Annotated in this window: 17 protein-coding genes; 8 read left to right on the top strand and 9 right to left on the bottom strand. The window is 49.3% G+C overall.

The annotated features are described in order from the left end of the window. Window positions 1–17 precede the first annotated feature (17 nt). The 5 genes from IEV19_RS11600 to IEV19_RS11580 form a co-directional block, all read right to left on the bottom strand. Window positions 18–677 (bottom strand): Crp/Fnr family transcriptional regulator, encoded by a 660-nt coding sequence (locus tag IEV19_RS11600; protein WP_188370908.1) that lies wholly within the window; start codon window positions 675–677, stop codon window positions 18–20. After that, window positions 674–1459, bottom strand: coding sequence for an aldose 1-epimerase (locus IEV19_RS11595; protein WP_188370907.1), 786 nt, complete (start codon window positions 1457–1459; stop codon window positions 674–676). Before IEV19_RS11595 ends, IEV19_RS11600 begins: the two co-directional genes overlap by 4 nt. 3 nt (window positions 1460–1462) lie before the next feature. After that, window positions 1463–2761: a M20/M25/M40 family metallo-hydrolase gene (locus IEV19_RS11590; RefSeq protein ID WP_188370906.1), complete on the bottom strand. Its 1299-nt coding sequence runs from the start codon at window positions 2759–2761 to the stop codon at window positions 1463–1465. A 31-nt stretch (window positions 2762–2792) separates the two neighbouring features. Beyond that, on the bottom strand, window positions 2793–3773 hold the full coding sequence (locus IEV19_RS11585; RefSeq protein ID WP_188370905.1) for a PLP-dependent cysteine synthase family protein: 981 nt from the start codon (window positions 3771–3773) through the stop codon (window positions 2793–2795). Between the two features lie 78 nt (window positions 3774–3851). Then, window positions 3852–5093, bottom strand: coding sequence for an ABC transporter permease (locus tag IEV19_RS11580; protein WP_188370904.1), 1242 nt, complete (start codon window positions 5091–5093; stop codon window positions 3852–3854). Window positions 5094–5201: 108 nt separating this feature from the next. On the opposite strand from IEV19_RS11580, the gene IEV19_RS11575 reads away from it, so the two are divergent. Further along, on the top strand, window positions 5202–6443 hold the full coding sequence (locus tag IEV19_RS11575) for an exo-beta-N-acetylmuramidase NamZ family protein (RefSeq protein WP_188371314.1): 1242 nt from the start codon (window positions 5202–5204) through the stop codon (window positions 6441–6443). Here IEV19_RS11575 and IEV19_RS11570 read toward each other — a convergent pair. Continuing rightward, window positions 6434–7279 (bottom strand): sterol desaturase family protein, encoded by an 846-nt coding sequence (locus IEV19_RS11570; protein ID WP_188370903.1) that lies wholly within the window; start codon window positions 7277–7279, stop codon window positions 6434–6436. The genes IEV19_RS11575 and IEV19_RS11570 overlap by 10 nt on opposite strands. Before the next feature lie 41 nt (window positions 7280–7320). Continuing rightward, window positions 7321–7830, bottom strand: coding sequence for a YkgJ family cysteine cluster protein (locus IEV19_RS11565; protein WP_188370902.1), 510 nt, complete (start codon window positions 7828–7830; stop codon window positions 7321–7323). A gap of 55 nt (window positions 7831–7885) precedes the next feature. Between IEV19_RS11565 and IEV19_RS11560 the strand changes: the two genes are divergently transcribed. Then, on the top strand, window positions 7886–8605 hold the full coding sequence (locus tag IEV19_RS11560; protein WP_188370901.1) for a class I SAM-dependent methyltransferase: 720 nt from the start codon (window positions 7886–7888) through the stop codon (window positions 8603–8605). An 82-nt stretch (window positions 8606–8687) separates the two neighbouring features. Next, a complete protein-coding gene (locus IEV19_RS11555) occupies window positions 8688–9479 on the top strand; it encodes a zinc metalloprotease (protein ID WP_188370900.1) in 792 nt (263 codons plus the stop codon). 11 nt (window positions 9480–9490) lie between these two features. Here IEV19_RS11555 and IEV19_RS11550 read toward each other — a convergent pair whose 3' ends face one another. Next, window positions 9491–10123, bottom strand: a complete 633-nt coding sequence (locus tag IEV19_RS11550) for a 7-carboxy-7-deazaguanine synthase QueE (RefSeq protein WP_188370899.1) — start codon at window positions 10121–10123, stop codon at window positions 9491–9493. Between the two features lie 57 nt (window positions 10124–10180). Continuing rightward, the gene (locus IEV19_RS11545) at window positions 10181–10633 is read right to left on the bottom strand and encodes a Rid family detoxifying hydrolase (RefSeq protein WP_188370898.1); all 453 of its coding nucleotides are present in this window, start codon (window positions 10631–10633) and stop codon (window positions 10181–10183) included. A 58-nt stretch (window positions 10634–10691) separates the two neighbouring features. Between IEV19_RS11545 and IEV19_RS11540 the strand changes: the two genes are divergently transcribed. The 5 genes from IEV19_RS11540 (at window position 10692) to IEV19_RS11520 (ending at window position 15257) form a co-directional block, all read left to right on the top strand. Further along, window positions 10692–12212, top strand: a complete 1521-nt coding sequence (locus IEV19_RS11540; RefSeq protein ID WP_188370897.1) for a helicase HerA-like domain-containing protein — start codon at window positions 10692–10694, stop codon at window positions 12210–12212. 48 nt (window positions 12213–12260) lie between these two features. After that, window positions 12261–12806 (top strand): hypothetical protein, encoded by a 546-nt coding sequence (locus IEV19_RS11535; RefSeq protein WP_188370896.1) that lies wholly within the window; start codon window positions 12261–12263, stop codon window positions 12804–12806. Window positions 12807–12855: 49 nt separating this feature from the next. Next, window positions 12856–13695 carry an alpha/beta fold hydrolase gene (locus IEV19_RS11530; RefSeq protein ID WP_188370895.1) on the top strand — a complete coding sequence of 280 codons (840 nt, stop codon included), beginning with the start codon at window positions 12856–12858 and terminating at the stop codon, window positions 13693–13695. A 64-nt stretch (window positions 13696–13759) separates the two neighbouring features. Further along, window positions 13760–14182: a VOC family protein gene (locus IEV19_RS11525; RefSeq protein WP_188370894.1), complete on the top strand. Its 423-nt coding sequence runs from the start codon at window positions 13760–13762 to the stop codon at window positions 14180–14182. A gap of 112 nt (window positions 14183–14294) precedes the next feature. Continuing rightward, complete coding sequence (locus tag IEV19_RS11520; RefSeq protein ID WP_188370893.1) at window positions 14295–15257, top strand: NmrA/HSCARG family protein; 963 nt, start codon at window positions 14295–14297, stop codon at window positions 15255–15257. The last annotated feature ends 1 nt before the right edge of the window (window position 15258 follow it).

Raw genomic sequence — 15258 nt, 5'->3', positions numbered from 1 at the left:
GAACATGGGGTCGTATCCTATAAGCTATTTACCTTGATCTGACTGCGTTGGAGATCGATCTTCCCTTCCCTTTCCATTTTCTTCAGCAAACGGGATACCACCACCCTGGATGTGTGCAGATCAGCTGCTATCTCCTGGTGGGTGGCATGGATTACATCGTCGTGATTCACCATGGCTTTGTCCCTGAGATATTTCAGCAAGCGTTCATCCATATTCATAAAGGCCAGGGTGTCTACGGTTTCCAGGAGTTCCTGCATCCTGTTGTGGTAGCTGTCGAGGATGAAAGCCCTCCAGCTCCTGTACTTTCCCATCCAATCCTCCATTTTAGCAACCGGGATCATCAACAACTCTACATCCGACTCCGCTACGGCGCGAATGTTGCTCCGGCCCTGTTTTACACAGCAGGAAAGCGTCATGGCACAGGTGTCTCCCTTTTCTATAAAATACAGAAGGAGGTCCTCCCCCTGCTCGTCCTCACTCATGATCTTTATTGCACCGCTGAATATCAAGGGCATAAAAGTGATCTCATCTCCTATGTCCATCAGATAATCACCCTGATTTACCTTCTGGAATTTCCCGGCTTCATGTATCTCTTTAATGAGTTCGTCCTCAAACAAGTATCCATAGAGCTCTTTTAGTTCCTCAAATTTCAATTCTCTGTTGTTCTGGTCGATCATGACTTGATATTAGGTATAAGTGAAACCTCAAATGTTGCCTCAGGCTGATCCAGGTACCTGAATCCTTCATGCAGGGCGGTCTGTTCAACCGCGTAGGGGTAAAAGGTCACAGGCTCCACACAGATCATATTGGAGGTCGGAGACCACAACATAAAATTACCAAAACCACGGGTACTTACGCCAATGCTTTTTTCGTCTTCCAGCACCAAATCCTCCGTTTCGGGAATCTCCAGCGCCCTGTCACCAGCTGCCATCACCTCCGCAAGACTAGTTGATTTACCGCCGCCGACCACCCGGGCATCGGGCGATCTCAACCGGAAGGCTGGATGGTATCCCAGCATATAAGGCATGTCCCTCTCCCCACTTACGGCAAAAGTGATCTTTAATCCCTCATTCCCTAAGTGGAATTTCTTTTCAAACCGAAAACTGAACGGCCATATTAATTTCGGGGCCCTCGACCTTTTGGGGTATTTCGAATTGGAGACCAGGGTACCTGCCTTGTACTCCTTTGTATAAACTGCCCTTTGCTTCTCCTGAACTTCCAACACATAAGGAAGTTCCCGTAAATGGCCATGCTGGTCAAGTACGGCATTGCCTTTTGGGACTTGCACCCGGTATTCTGCACCAGCCGTTGGGCCGATGACCGGGAACATCTCAGTATCAGTATTCCCCCAACCGGGTTCCCCCTTCTGATGCATGAATTCATAGCCCTTGACCTTATAACTGGTGAGTTCCCCCTCATGGATGGTTACGCTCTGATCGAGATGCTCCAGGGTGACCATAGCCTATTGATTGATGAGTCTGTAGATCAGGATAGCCGATCTTTTCGTAAGGGCTTCTATGGTATTGAGATTCACAGTCTCTTCAGGGGTGTGTGCCCCGGAACCCATCGTCCCCAGACCGTCGAGACAATCCACGTAATCAGCTACAAAGGAAGTGTCTGCAGCACCCCTCCTGCCAGGATCATACGCCAGGACTTCTCCTTGTCCGAGGTCTTTACTTACCTCATTGAGAATTTCTAGCAACCTCATATTCCCTTCCGTGGGTGGCATGGCGGGGTAACTATCGGTGAATGAGATCTCTGCCGAGGTATTGGGCAAGTTGTCAGCCACAATGGCTCTCATTTTTTCCCTTGCATTTTCCTTTTGCTCTTCTGATATAAACCTCAACCCCCCTTTGACATAGGCGGTTTGGGCGACGACGTTGGTTTTTCCAAACACCTCGCCGGAACTCTTCAAGGGATCGTATTCCGAAAAAGTTCCACCCATTAGGACGCCGGGGTTAAAGGTCAGATATTCTTCTCCTTTTACTTCCTCGTAAAAGGCGTTCAGAATTCGCGATATCTCAAAAATGGCCCCGGCTCCTGTCCTTTCGCTGAACACCCCGGAGGAATGGGCCCTCTTCCCCTTCACCTCTACTTCCCAGCCGGAAGCTCCTCGCCTTGCTACCGTGGCATAATTGAATCCTGTCGATGTTTCATATCCCAGGGCAATATCGCTCCGTTTTGCAGCATCGATGAGGTCCTTTCGGCTTACTTCCAGGGGTTTGCCGGTGCTCTCCTCATCCCCTGTAAAGGCGACAATGATCTGTGCATCATTCAATAGCCCCTGTTCGTACAAGGCTTTTAAGGCATAGAGAATGATCACATCTCCCCCTTTCATATCGTTCCCGCCGGGGGCGTGAGCTGTGCTGTCATTGACCATTTCGAACTGCTGGAACGGACTGTTCTCTTCAAATACAGTATCCAGATGGCCGATCAACAGCAGGCGTTTACCTTTGGCTCCCTCTTTTTCTGCAAACAGGTGTCCCGCCCTGTTCATCTCAGGGGGCATATCTATCCAGCGGGTTCCAAATCCTATTTCCTCAAAGGCATTTCCAAAGACGGTTCCCACTTCCCGGACCCCTTTTGCGTTGAGTGTCCCACTGTTGATATTGACCACTTGCTCCAGGAAATCAATTGCCTCAGCATTGTTCTTTTCAACGGCGGCCAGGATCTTTTTTTCAGTACGGGATAGCTTCTGGGAATAGGCGGGGAGGGTGATGGCAAAAACCATCACAATAAGGAGAATCTGTTTAAATTTCATGGTATTTCTTTGGGGACAAAAGATAGGGAAACTATTCAAGAAAGCCTTGTTTTTTCATCCATTCATCATTGAAGATCTTCCCGACATAGCGGCTACCATGGTCGTGGAACAGGACGACTACCACATCGTCTTTTCCAAAGTGCTCTTTGAGCTGCAGGACTCCTTTGATCGCCGCTCCCGCAGAATTACCGAGAAACATCCCCTCTTCCCTGGCGAGTCGGCGGGTATATACGGCTGCGTCCTTATCGGTTACCTTGGTAAAGCCGTCAATGATATCGAAGTCGACATTCTTCGGCAAAATATCCTCACCTATCCCTTCAGTGATATAAGGGTAGATCTCATTCTCATCAAATATTCCCGTTTCATGGTATTTCTTGAATACACTGCCATAGGTATCCACGCCCCAGATCTTGATGTCGGGATTCTTTGACTTCAGGTACCTGCCTACACCTGATATAGTCCCCCCTGTTCCCACGCCCACTACGAAATGGGTGACCTTTCCGTCTGTCTGTTCCCAGATCTCAGGTCCTGTAGTAAGGAAATGGGCCTTGGTATTGGAAAGGTTGTCGTACTGGTTCACATACCAGGAATTCGGGATCTCCTCTGAAAGGCGACGGGCGGTGGAATAATAACTCCTTGGATCGTCAGGGGCGACGTCCGTGGGGCACACATAGACTTCGCTACCCATCCCCCTGAGGATGTCGATCTTCTCCTTGGATTGTTTATCGGAGATCACACAGATCATCTTGTATCCTCTCACGGCAGCTACCAGGGCCAGACCCATCCCTGTATTCCCTGAAGTCCCTTCGATGATCGTACCCCCGGGCTTCAGTTTTCCCTGAGCTTCAGCGTCATCAATCATCTGGACCGCCATCCGGTCCTTGACCGAATTTCCAGGATTAAACGTCTCGTATTTAGCTAACACAAGACAGGGTAAATCCCTGGTCAGCACATTCATTTTCACAAGGGGTGTACTCCCAATGGTCCCCAGAATATTATCAGCGTAATCCATAGATTGCAAAGATAGGAGTTCCTCAATTCTGCCTCCAGCAGGAAATCGATTTTGATAGCATTTTAACAAGTGACCCTGTCAATCGAATGTGATGGCTTTAACCGGACTGATCCTGGTGATAATATGGGAAGGGATGAGCATCATCAGCATACAGAGCAACATCACCCCGATATTTAAAATAAGTACCATGGGCAGGTCTATATAGACCGGAATGTAATCGATGTAATACTCTTGGGGATTTGGAAACCTGAAATAACGATAGGTATCCTGAAACCAGATAAGCCCGAGACCCAGGAGGTTCCCCCAGAAAAGTCCAATGAGGATGAGGTATGCAGCGTTGTACAGGAAGACCTTTCGTATACTCCAGTTATCAGCTCCCAGGGCCTTCAGGATCCCTATCATAGGTGTTCGTTCCAGGATCAAGACCAACAGGGCAGTTATCATGTTGATCCCTCCCACAATAATCATAATGCCAATAATTATGGCAATATTAAAATCGAACAGGCCTATCCACTCAAAGATCTTGTAATACTTATTCTCAATGGTCTGGGTGTCGAGGGTGCTCAGGGTCTGCCCATAGATCTGTGCGCTCTTTTCTCCTATCTCATCAAAATCGTCGAGGAACACCTCAAAGTTGCCTACCTCATTCTCCCCCCATTGATTCATTCGCTGGATATGCCGAATATCTACCAGGATATAGGTGCCGTCAAACTCCTCGAAACCGCTGTCGTAGATCCCGGTGATAGTGAACCGGCGCTGGTTGGGCACCTTAGAAGGATCCTCCTCTTTGAGGAAAAAAGTGTAAAATGTATCTCCCAAATCTATCTGCAACCGGGAGGCCATCAGCCGGGACATTAGAACTTCCGTATTCAGTTCCCCTGAATATGCTGGGATGTTCCCCCTGACAAGAAATTCCTTAAAGGCCGTCCAGTCATAGTCGGGCCCCACCCCCTTGGCGATGATCCCTTCAAAGGTATCCTCCGTCCTGATGATCCCAGCTTTTGTCGCCACCGCCTGGACATGGCTGACGCCTTCCACGATTTTGAAATCGGGATAAAATTCCTGTTCGAGGGAGACCGGAATTACGGATACCTCCGAATTGTTATTGTCGTAGTTATATATCTGTATATGGCCGTTAAAAGCAGCGATCTTTTCCCGGATCTTGTATTTGAGTCCGACCCCCGTGGCGAGTGCGATCAGCATCATCAAAATCCCCAGGGCGATAGCCGCGATGGCTATTTTTATTATTGGGGCGGAAATGCTAATTTTATGCTGCTTTCCCTTGATGAGGCGCTTGGCGATAAACAGTTCTAAATTCAACCGATGTTCTCTTTTCTCCCCCAAAAATACAGTTTTCAGCTGTTAGTCAGCGTTGTTATCCCTTCAGGATTAAAGGAAAATGCCTTAAGGGTACCTTTCAGACTGGCCATGCCTTTTCTGTGCTTGTTATTAATTCCTGTTATCCTCTGTTGCGGGCGCAAAGGAACTACATCGGAAAGGCCAGCAGTATTCGCTGATTCCTCTCAACAGGAGTTGGCCGATACAAATCTCAGGATCGCCGCCAACCGTACCGAGGCCTATTTCCCATTGCTAAAGGGAAAGAAGGTCGGACTCGTTGCGAACCAGACCAGTGTTATTTTCAGTGATGCAAGGGAGACAGGGATAGAGACGAACTATACCCATCTGGCTGATTCTCTGCTCTCAGCGGGGATCGACCTGGTCAAGGTCTTTGCACCTGAGCACGGTTTCAGGGGTACGGCCGATGCCGGAGAAGAAGTAGAAGACGGAGTCGACAGGCGAAGCGGCCTGCCGGTCATTTCGCTCTACGGACAGAATCGCAAACCGTCCAAAACACATTTAGAAGGTCTGGACCTGGTAGTCTTTGACATACAAGATGTGGGGGTGAGATTTTATACTTACATCGCTACGCTTCAGCTTGTTATGGAAGCCTGTGCAGAAACAGGCATCCCTGTGATGGTACTCGACCGTCCCAATCCCAATGCCCAATATGTGGATGGCCCTACCATGGAACCCCACCTGACTGGATTTCTGGGATTAAACCTTATTCCCCTTGTTTACGGGATGACCATAGGGGAATACGCGACCATGGTCAATGGGGAAGGGTGGATGGATAATGAAATCAAAGCCGATCTGACGGTGATCCCTATGGAGAACTATCGGCATGACGCCACATACAGTCTACCCATCAAACCCTCTCCTAACCTGCCCAATGACAAGGCCGTGAACCTCTATCCCAGCCTTGGATTGTTTGAGGGTACCAACATCAATGCCGGGAGGGGTACAGACGGGCAGTTTCAACGGTACGGGGCGCCTTTCCTCAACAAAGAAGTGTTCACTTTCCGGTATACACCTGAACCCAATCCGGGGGCAAAAAATCCCAAACATCTGGGGGAGGTTTGTTACGGGCAAGACCTGAGTACTGAACCTGAACTGAGAAAAGTATCGTTGGAATACATCCTCAAAGCCTACCGGAATTGCGATCGGAAAGACCTCTTTTTCAATACCTCCGGTTTTAGTAAGCACGCCGGCACCGAAAAACTTCAAAAACAGATAGAAGCCGGTCTAAGTGAGGAAGAGATACGAATGACCTGGAAAACCGACCTGGATGCTTTCCAAAAGATCAGGAGTAAATACCTGCTCTATCCCTGACCGAATTGACTGCCGTCCGTGGGTTTGCGGTATTTGTGGAATGGTTGTTTCAACAGTCCGCCAATGGAGCCGTTCTCCACTCTGTCGGGGAAGGTATCTACCCCATAAACGATGGATTCCCGGTCTAGTTCCATATACGTTCCGAAGAGGCGATCCCAAATAGAGAAAATGTTACCATAATTGGAATCCGTATAGGGAAGCACATAGTGGTGATGCACCTTGTGCATATCAGGGGAGACCAGGATGTAACTGATAGCCTTGTCGACCTTCCTTGGCAGGCGTATATTGGCATGTCCGAATTGCGTAGCCACCAGGGATAGGGATTGATACAGCATAACGATCCCAATAGGTGTCCCGACCAATAACACGCCCAAAAGGGTAAAACTGAAGCGGATCAGGCTTTCAAGAGGGTGGTGTCTGTTGGCAGTTGTGGTATCCACCTCATGATCCGTGTGGTGTACCAGGTGGATCATCCACAGGGGTTTCACCTTATGTTCCACATAGTGGGCAAGATAGGCCCCGAAGAAATCGAGGAGCAACACCCCGAGGATCACATAGGCCCAGAGAGGCATCTCCGGCAACCAGTTGATGATCCCAAAATCATTGGCAGCCACCCAGTCGCTGGTTTTTAACAACAGGAAGGCCAGCGCAAAGTTGATCACAATGGTCGTGAGGGTGAAAAAAAAGTTCGGGACGGCATGCCTCCACTTTTTGTATCGGAAGCGAAACAAGGGAACGGCCCCTTCTAGAAGCCAGAAAAATGTGATCCCCAAAACCAGCAGCAGGCTGCGATGGGAGGATGGGATGGTCTCAAAATACTGGATCAAACTTTCCATGGTTGTAAAAATAATTAAATCATCAACAAGAATCCAATGAGCTAAACCCTGATCCTCTTCTTCATTTCCTCAACAATATTAAATGCAGCGGGGCAGATATAGGTGTTTTTTACGGTCAGTTTCCCGAGTTGCTCAAATTTGCGGCGGTCTGTGTGGGGGTACTCCCGGCAGGCTTTAGGTCGGACCTCATAAATACTGCAGTAATTGTCTGTTCCCAAAAACGGACAGGGTAATTCCTGCAACACACTGTCGCCATCCTCATCTGTCCGAAGATAGGTCTCTTCAAATTTAGCGGCCTTCATCCTGAAGTGTTTGGAGATCCTGTCGATATCGGCCCGGGTGAAAAGCGGACCCGTGGTTTTGCAGCAATTAGCACAACTGAGGCAATCCGTACGCTGAAATTCGGCATGGTGAAGCTCCTGCATGGTCGCATCCAGGTCTTTTGGGGGCTTCTTTTTAAGTCGCCTAAAAAACCTTCGGTTTTCATTTTCCCTCTCCCGCGCTTTCTGCGGCAGTTGTTCTAACATTATCTGCTCGTGCCCTTTCTGCATGCTATCATTTTTACCACTGCTGCAAATATCCCATTTTTGCGTTAAAATTAGGTTGATGAGCACAGATGTGTTTGGTATGGCGATCCGGGATTACTATTTTTCAGGGGACAGGGAGGGCGAGATCCGCACCTATTCTTCTCTGGGAGAAGAAGACGCATTTCCCATTGCCTACCTGTTCAGGGAATACAATACTATGCCTGTTTTAGAACAGAAGGCGCTGGATCTCTGCAGGGGACGTGTCCTGGATATAGGCTGTGGGGCAGGTAGTCACAGCCTGTATCTCCAGGGGAAGGGAATCGAGGTAGTTTCCCTGGATGTTTCCCCCGGTGCGGTTGAAGTATGTCGGGCCATGGGGCTGACAGGGGTGGTAGAAGCCGATTTCTGGAGTTATGAAGGAAAGAAGTTCGACACCCTGTTGTTGCTTATGAACGGGATCGGGATCTCAGGTCGGGTAGGGCGTCTTCCCGAGTTTTTCGAAAAGGCCAGAGCACTGCTGAAGCCTTCTGGGCAGGTTCTGTTCGATTCCAGCGATATCATCTACATGTTCGACAAGGATGAGGATGGGGAATACGAATTCCCATCGCCCGAAACCTATTACGGGGAGGTGGAATTTGAAGTAGCATACAGGGGCGCAAGAAGTGAGCCTTTTCCGTGGTTGTATATCGATGCCGTGGTTATGGAAAGAGCAGCTGCAGACCACGGTTTTGCTTTCGAACTTGTAAGGAAAGGGGATCATTACGACTATTTGGGTAAATTGACCCTTTTGGGATACTAGCAGGGTCTATTTTCCGTTCTACGTAGGGTATTGACGCTCTCACTTGTTATAGAATTACAGAAAAATGATGGGTATGATATTTATGAAGCGATTTTTTTTGCTGATGGCGGGGATCTTTATCCTGGCCTCTTGTTCCAAGGATACCGACAATGGAAGTACACCGGATCCGATAGACCGGTCTGCAAACTTGCTTGCCACCGGAGATTCAGCCAACGACATTCTTTCGAACGACACCTATGACCGTTTGCTGATCGAGATCGGGTACGTTACGGGATTCAGGCCCAGTGCAGAGGCCATGAACAACTTCCAGGCCTTTTTACAGCAACTGACCTTTAAACAGGATATCGAAATACAATATCTGGAACTCCCAAGTCCAGGTAAAAACGAACTCAGTTTGCAGGAAATAGCCGACCTGGAATTCGACAACAGGACGGCCTACAATGAAGGCAGTACTCTGGCCATTTACATTTATTTTTCGGATGCACCATCGGATACAGACGATCCACAGGAAGGAACCGTAACCCTGGGTGCCGTTTACAGGAATACATCTATGGTCATCTACGAAGCCACGGTCAGGGATATCGCTCTGAAAAGCAGTCAGGTTACCATAGAAGATGTTGAGACGGCTACTCTAAACCATGAATTTGGTCACCTTCTTGGGCTTGTCGATTTGGGAACCCCTCCGGTAAATGCTCATGAGGACCCCAATGCAGAGCACCATTGTGATATCGACGGTTGCCTGATGCGGGCTGAGATAGAATTCGGCAGCGGGTTGCTCGGAGCGATGAATAAGCGCATGCTGGCCGGAAAAGGTGCCGTACCGGGCCTCGACTCGGAGTGCATAACAGATCTGCAGGCTAACGGCGGCCGCTAAACGCCTGTTTTTCAGGGAATATTCAGGTATTTGTGGGTTTGGAGTGATACCTTCCATTTGGGATTGGCCATGACGTAATCCACGATATAGGGCGTGACCTTTTCCCGCACACTCCATTCGGGTTGAAGATACAGTATACAGTCAGGGCCCACCTTGGAAGCGTGTTCTTCAGCAAATCGCAGATCGTCCCTGTTGTAAACGATCACTTTCAGCTCATCGGCCTTCTTGTGAATATCTCCTACCGGTGCTTTATTCTTTTTGGGAGACAAACAGATCCAGTCCCAAGTGCCCGTTAGCGGATAGGCCCCGGAGGTCTCAATATGGATCTTCAGATTCTTTTCTTTGAGGAGTTTGGTGAGCGGATCCATATCCCAGGTAAGGGGTTCTCCCCCAGTCACCACGATCGTATCGGAATATTTTGCTGCATTTTCGGCTATGTCTTCTATCGCTGTGGGAGGATGAATAGCGGCATTCCAGCTCTCCTTTACATCGCACCAGTGGCATCCGACATCGCACCCGCCTATCCTGATAAAATAAGCGGCTGTACCTTTGTGATATCCCTCCCCCTGGATGGTGTAAAATTCCTCCATTAAGGGGAGCATGACCCCCTGGTCTACCAACTCCATGATCTCTTTGACTTCCATGGCGCAAAGATACATCTAAGTTGTCGAGAAATCGAACAAAGGGGATGGAGTATCTGGCTAATTCCTGACAGCGATCACGTCGATCTCCACTCTGGCGTCTCTCGCCAGTCCGGATGCCGCAAAGGTCGTACGTGCCGGTTTCTTCACGAAGTAAGTGGAATAAACCTCGTTAAATGCAGCGAAATCCTCCATGGTACTCAGGATCACGGTACATTTCACCACATGATCCAGCTCAAGTCCGTGCTGAGCCAGCACTTCTTTGATATTTTCTATGGCCCGCGTGGTTTCAGCCTGTATCCCTCCCTCTACCATAGTACGCGTGCTGTGGTCCATGCCGATCTGTCCAGCCAGAAAAAAGAGGTTCCCGGCCTCCACCGCATCACTGAAAGGAGCGGTTTGCTTTTTGGGCTCGTGCGACGGGTGAAAAATGATGCCTGGATTGTCCTGTGCCAGTATGGATGAAGACAAAGTCAAGGTCAGATAAGCGGAAAGCAACAGCAGGATTTTCATGATTTCACTTTTTTAATGTTGCCTAAAATTACCCTATTTTTATCGAAAATTAAGATCGATGGGTAGGAAGGAAGATTTCTTTGCACATATAGAGGAAGGCTACAAGACCAAAGGGGATTTTATCGCCATGGGAGCAGCTATGCTAGACGGGGAGGCCGTCACCAACGCCCTGGTGAAGATCCCATTAAAAACACTCAACCGCCATGGCCTGATCGCCGGTGCTACCGGGACCGGGAAAACCAAAACCCTTCAGGTGCTGGCTGAGAATCTGTCAGACAAAGGCATACCCGTTCTGCTCATGGACCTGAAAGGGGATCTGAGCGGGCTGGCACAACCCAGTCCGGGGCATCCCAAAATAGACGAGAGGCACCAAAAGATTGGTTTTCCCTTCACCGCTAAGAAATTTCCCGTCGAGATCCTTTCCCTATCCGAACAGGACGGGGTGAAGCTGAGGGCAACCGTATCCGAGTTCGGCCCTGTGCTGCTGTCCCGTATCCTCGATCTGTCTGACACCCAGGAAGGGATCGTAGCCGTGATCTTCAAGTACTGCGATGACCACAAACTCCCCCTGCTGGACCTGAAGGATTTCAAGAAGGTCCTGCAGTACGCCACGGGAGAAGGCAAGAAGGAATTCGAGGAAAGCTACGGCCGCATTGCCACCAGTTCCACGGGGGCTATCCTCAGGAAGGTGATCGAACTGGAACAGCAGGGAGCCGACCTGTTCTTCGGGGAGAAGTCTTTCGATGTAAATGACCTTACCCGGATAGACGAAGAAGGGCGGGGAATGATCAGTATCATCAGGCTTACCGATATACAGGACAGGCCCAAACTATTCTCCACCTTTATGCTCAGCCTCCTGGCAGAGGTCTATGCCACCTTTCCCGAGCAAGGAGACAGTGACCGGCCCGAACTGATCCTCTTTATTGATGAAGCCCACCTAATCTTCAAGGAGGCGTCCAAGGCTTTGCTGGACCAGATCGAAAGTATAGTCAAGCTGATACGTTCAAAAGGTATAGGTTTGTACTTCGTGACCCAGAATCCCACGGACGTTCCTGACGCCGTCCTGGCACAGTTGGGTCTTAAAGTGCAGCACGCTCTCCGGGCTTTTACGGCCAAGGACAGGAAGGCAATCAAACTTACAGCCGAGAATTATCCTATTTCGGAATACTATGACACCAAGGAAGTGCTGACCTCCCTGGGAATAGGAGAAGCACTGATCAGTGCTTTGGATGAGAAGGGTAGACCCACCCCTCTGGCCGCCACCCTGTTAAGGGCGCCAATGAGTCGCATGGACGTGCTCACCGCCAAAGAGCTGGAAGAGGTGATCGATAATTCCCGCTTGATCCCGAAATACAACGAGACCATAGACCGTGAGAGTGCCTATGAGATCCTGAATGAAAAGATCGAAAAAGCGGAAGCCAAGGCCAAGAAAGACGAAGAAGAGGAAAAGGCCACTTCCCGCACCACCTCATCCCGTTCCCGCAGGAGCAGTTCTCGCCAAAATCCGGTGGTTAAGGTGCTGACCAGTGCCACCTTTATTCGCGGGGTCCTCGGAATTCTCAGAAAGGCCATGAAATAGAGCCGGGCAAATATGCGAATGTCCCATTTTTTTAATCAGTAATTTTTTATGAAGCATTTTTTTATATGTGGTTTGATCATCATCCTGGGCGGTAGCTGCAAAAAGGAGATCGATCCCAGATTCAGTATTTCGGGTGAAGGGGTTGGACCTATTTCGAAGTCGACCACCCTGGAGGAACTGAACACCCTGTTTGCTGCAGATTCCATCGTGAAGCCGGACAATGCAACCCAGGGAAATACTACCTCAGAGGTCATCAGGATATACGAGAAAGGCGGGAAACACCTGCTCAGCGTGAGTCCGACTACTGACAGTATCCCTGGGATCGCCAATATCAGGATCCTCGATCCCCGATATGTGACCCCGGAAGGCGTACATGTTCAAAGTACCTTCAAGGACATCCGGGAAAAGCTGAATGTCAGGAAGGTAGTCACTTCCCTCAACAACGTGGTGGTCCTGCTGAAGGACAGCGACCTGTATTTCACGATCAGCAAGGAGGAATTACCCGCCGAACTCCGTTTTGTGAATACGGACATCGACATGATACAGATCCCGGACAAGGCCAGGATCAAGTATATGATGGTAGGATGGAATTAGGTAGTAAAACAGGTGATCCCGCAAGGGTTATCCCAGGAATTGCTTCGTCTTGAAAAGATTTTTTCAAAGGCTCCTGCCCCTTGCCATCGGAAAATATTTTAACCTGCTGGTGCTTTTTGCTCCCGAAAAGGTAGCCCATAAAGCATATCTCCTGTTCTGCACCCCGAGAAGAGGCAAGGTACTACCCATTCAAAGTGATTTTCTGGCCGATGCAGCCTATGAACGCATCACCGTAGAGGATATGGAGATCCAGACCTACCGATGGGAGGGGAAAGGCAGGAAGGTGCTGTTGCTTCACGGGTGGGAAAGCAATACCTTTCGTTGGAGGAACCTCATCGGATTTCTGAAAGAGGCCGGATATGAGATCTTAGCTTTCGACGGCCCGGCACATGGGCATTCCACCGGAAAGATAATGAATGTGATCCGCTACACGGCATGCACGAGGGCCGTAGTGGAAGCCTATCAACCCGACTATATCATCGGCCATTCCATGGGCGGACTCACCGCTGTCTATCATCAATACCTGCATCCGGAGAACTCCCTGAAGAAGATAGTGACGATCGGGTCTCCCTCGGATCTGGAGGACCTAATGCTACAATACAAGAGGATACTGAGATTCAACGATGCCGTGTTCCGGGCCCTCGACAGGTATTTGAAAAGGAAATTCGGGTTTGGGATCCGTGAATTTTCGACAGCGATTTACGCGAAAGACCTCAACATCGAGGGGCTGCTCATCCACGATGAACTTGACACTATAGCCCCATTCAGGGCTTCTGAAAAGGTACATAAGAACTGGAAAGGCAGCAGGCTGATCAAGACTAAAGGTTACGGTCATTCTATGCACCAGGACTTTGTAAGCGAGCAGGTGATGGATTTCCTGAATACCTAGAAATGGCTTACTTTTAACATTCCAATATCAGTATTGACGAACTCAAACGAACAGATCTTATTGTATGTCGACAATCACTCCCTTTCACGTGGCTATTCCCGTCCATAACCTGGATGAGTGCCGTACTTTTTATCGCGATGTTCTCAATTGCTCCGAAGGGCGAAGCAGCGACCACTGGGTCGATTTCAACTTCTTCGGACATCAGCTGGTGATACACTACAAACCTAAATCGGAAGAGGATCTGCATACCAATCCGGTTGACGGCAAGAATGTACCGGTGCCTCACTATGGGGTGGTCCTGCCGTGGGACACCTTCCAGGATTTCTCGAAGGACCTGAAAGCCAAGGGCATTGATTTTATCATCGAACCTTACATCCGCTTTCAGGGGGAGGTCGGGGAACAGGCGACCATGTTCTTCCTGGACCCGGCGGGGAATGCCCTCGAGTTCAAGGCCTTCAAGGACATGGGGCAGTTATTCGCCAAGTAAAATCCGAGGGATAAGTTTCTGGTAATGAGATAATCATCCTTGTTCAGACAAGGATACATCTCTTCTTTTTTCGTATCTTAATAGGGTATGATCAACCACTAATATACCCATCATGAAATCCAAAAAAATCATTGCCGTTGTGGGCGCCACAGGTGCCCAGGGGGGTGGTGTCGTCCATGCCGTCCTCAATGATCCCTCAGGTGAATTCGCCGTCAGGGCGATTACCCGTGATGCAAATTCAGATAAAGCGAAAGCACTTTCCCAGAAAGGAGCCGAAGTCGTAGAGGCCGATGTATCAGATAAAGCCAGCCTTGTCAAAGCATTTAAAGGGGCTTATGGAGCCTTTTGCGTGACCTTCTTCTGGGAACATCTCTCTCCTGAAAAAGAATTGCAACACGCCCAAAACATGGCCGAAGCTGCAGCTGAGGCAAAAATCTCCCACATAGTGTGGTCTACCCTTGAGGACACCCGAAAATTAGTCCCCCTGAGTGACGACAGAATGCCCACCCTCATGGGTAAGTACAAGGTGCCGCACTTCGATGCAAAAGGCGTTGCCAATGCGTACTTTGAACGCGGTGGCATTCCCTATACCTTATTGCTGACCTCCTTCTTCTGGGATAATTTTATTTATTTCGGGGCTGAGCCACAGAGAGGACCCGACGGGGTACTGGCCATCACCTTCCCCCTGGCCGATGCTAAAATGCCCGGTATTGCCGTTGAGGACATAGGGAAGTGTGTTCATGGTATCTTCAAGGCAGGCAAAACCTACCAGGGAAAGACTGTTGGAATTGCCGGAGAGCACCTGACAGGCAAAGAAATGGCAGATACCTTCACCCGGGTCATGGGCAAAACCGTGAAGTACAATGCAGTAACCCCCGAGATGTACCGTTCCTTTGGATTTCCCGGAGCCGATGATCTTGCGAATATGTATCAATTCAAGGTCGACTTTGAGTCTGATTTCTGTAAAGCAAGGGATCCGAAGGAAGCCAGAAAGCTCAATCCGGACCTGCTAAACTTTGAGAACTGGCTGAAGAAAAACAAGGAGAAGATCCCGGTCCAAACAGAAACGGCATAAG

This window comes from Muriicola marianensis, assembly GCF_014638095.1.
Lineage (GTDB): Bacteria > Bacteroidota > Bacteroidia > Flavobacteriales > Flavobacteriaceae > Muriicola > Muriicola marianensis.
The sequence above is the reverse complement of the archived record's forward strand: the minus strand, read 5'-3'. Positions and strand labels throughout refer to the sequence as shown.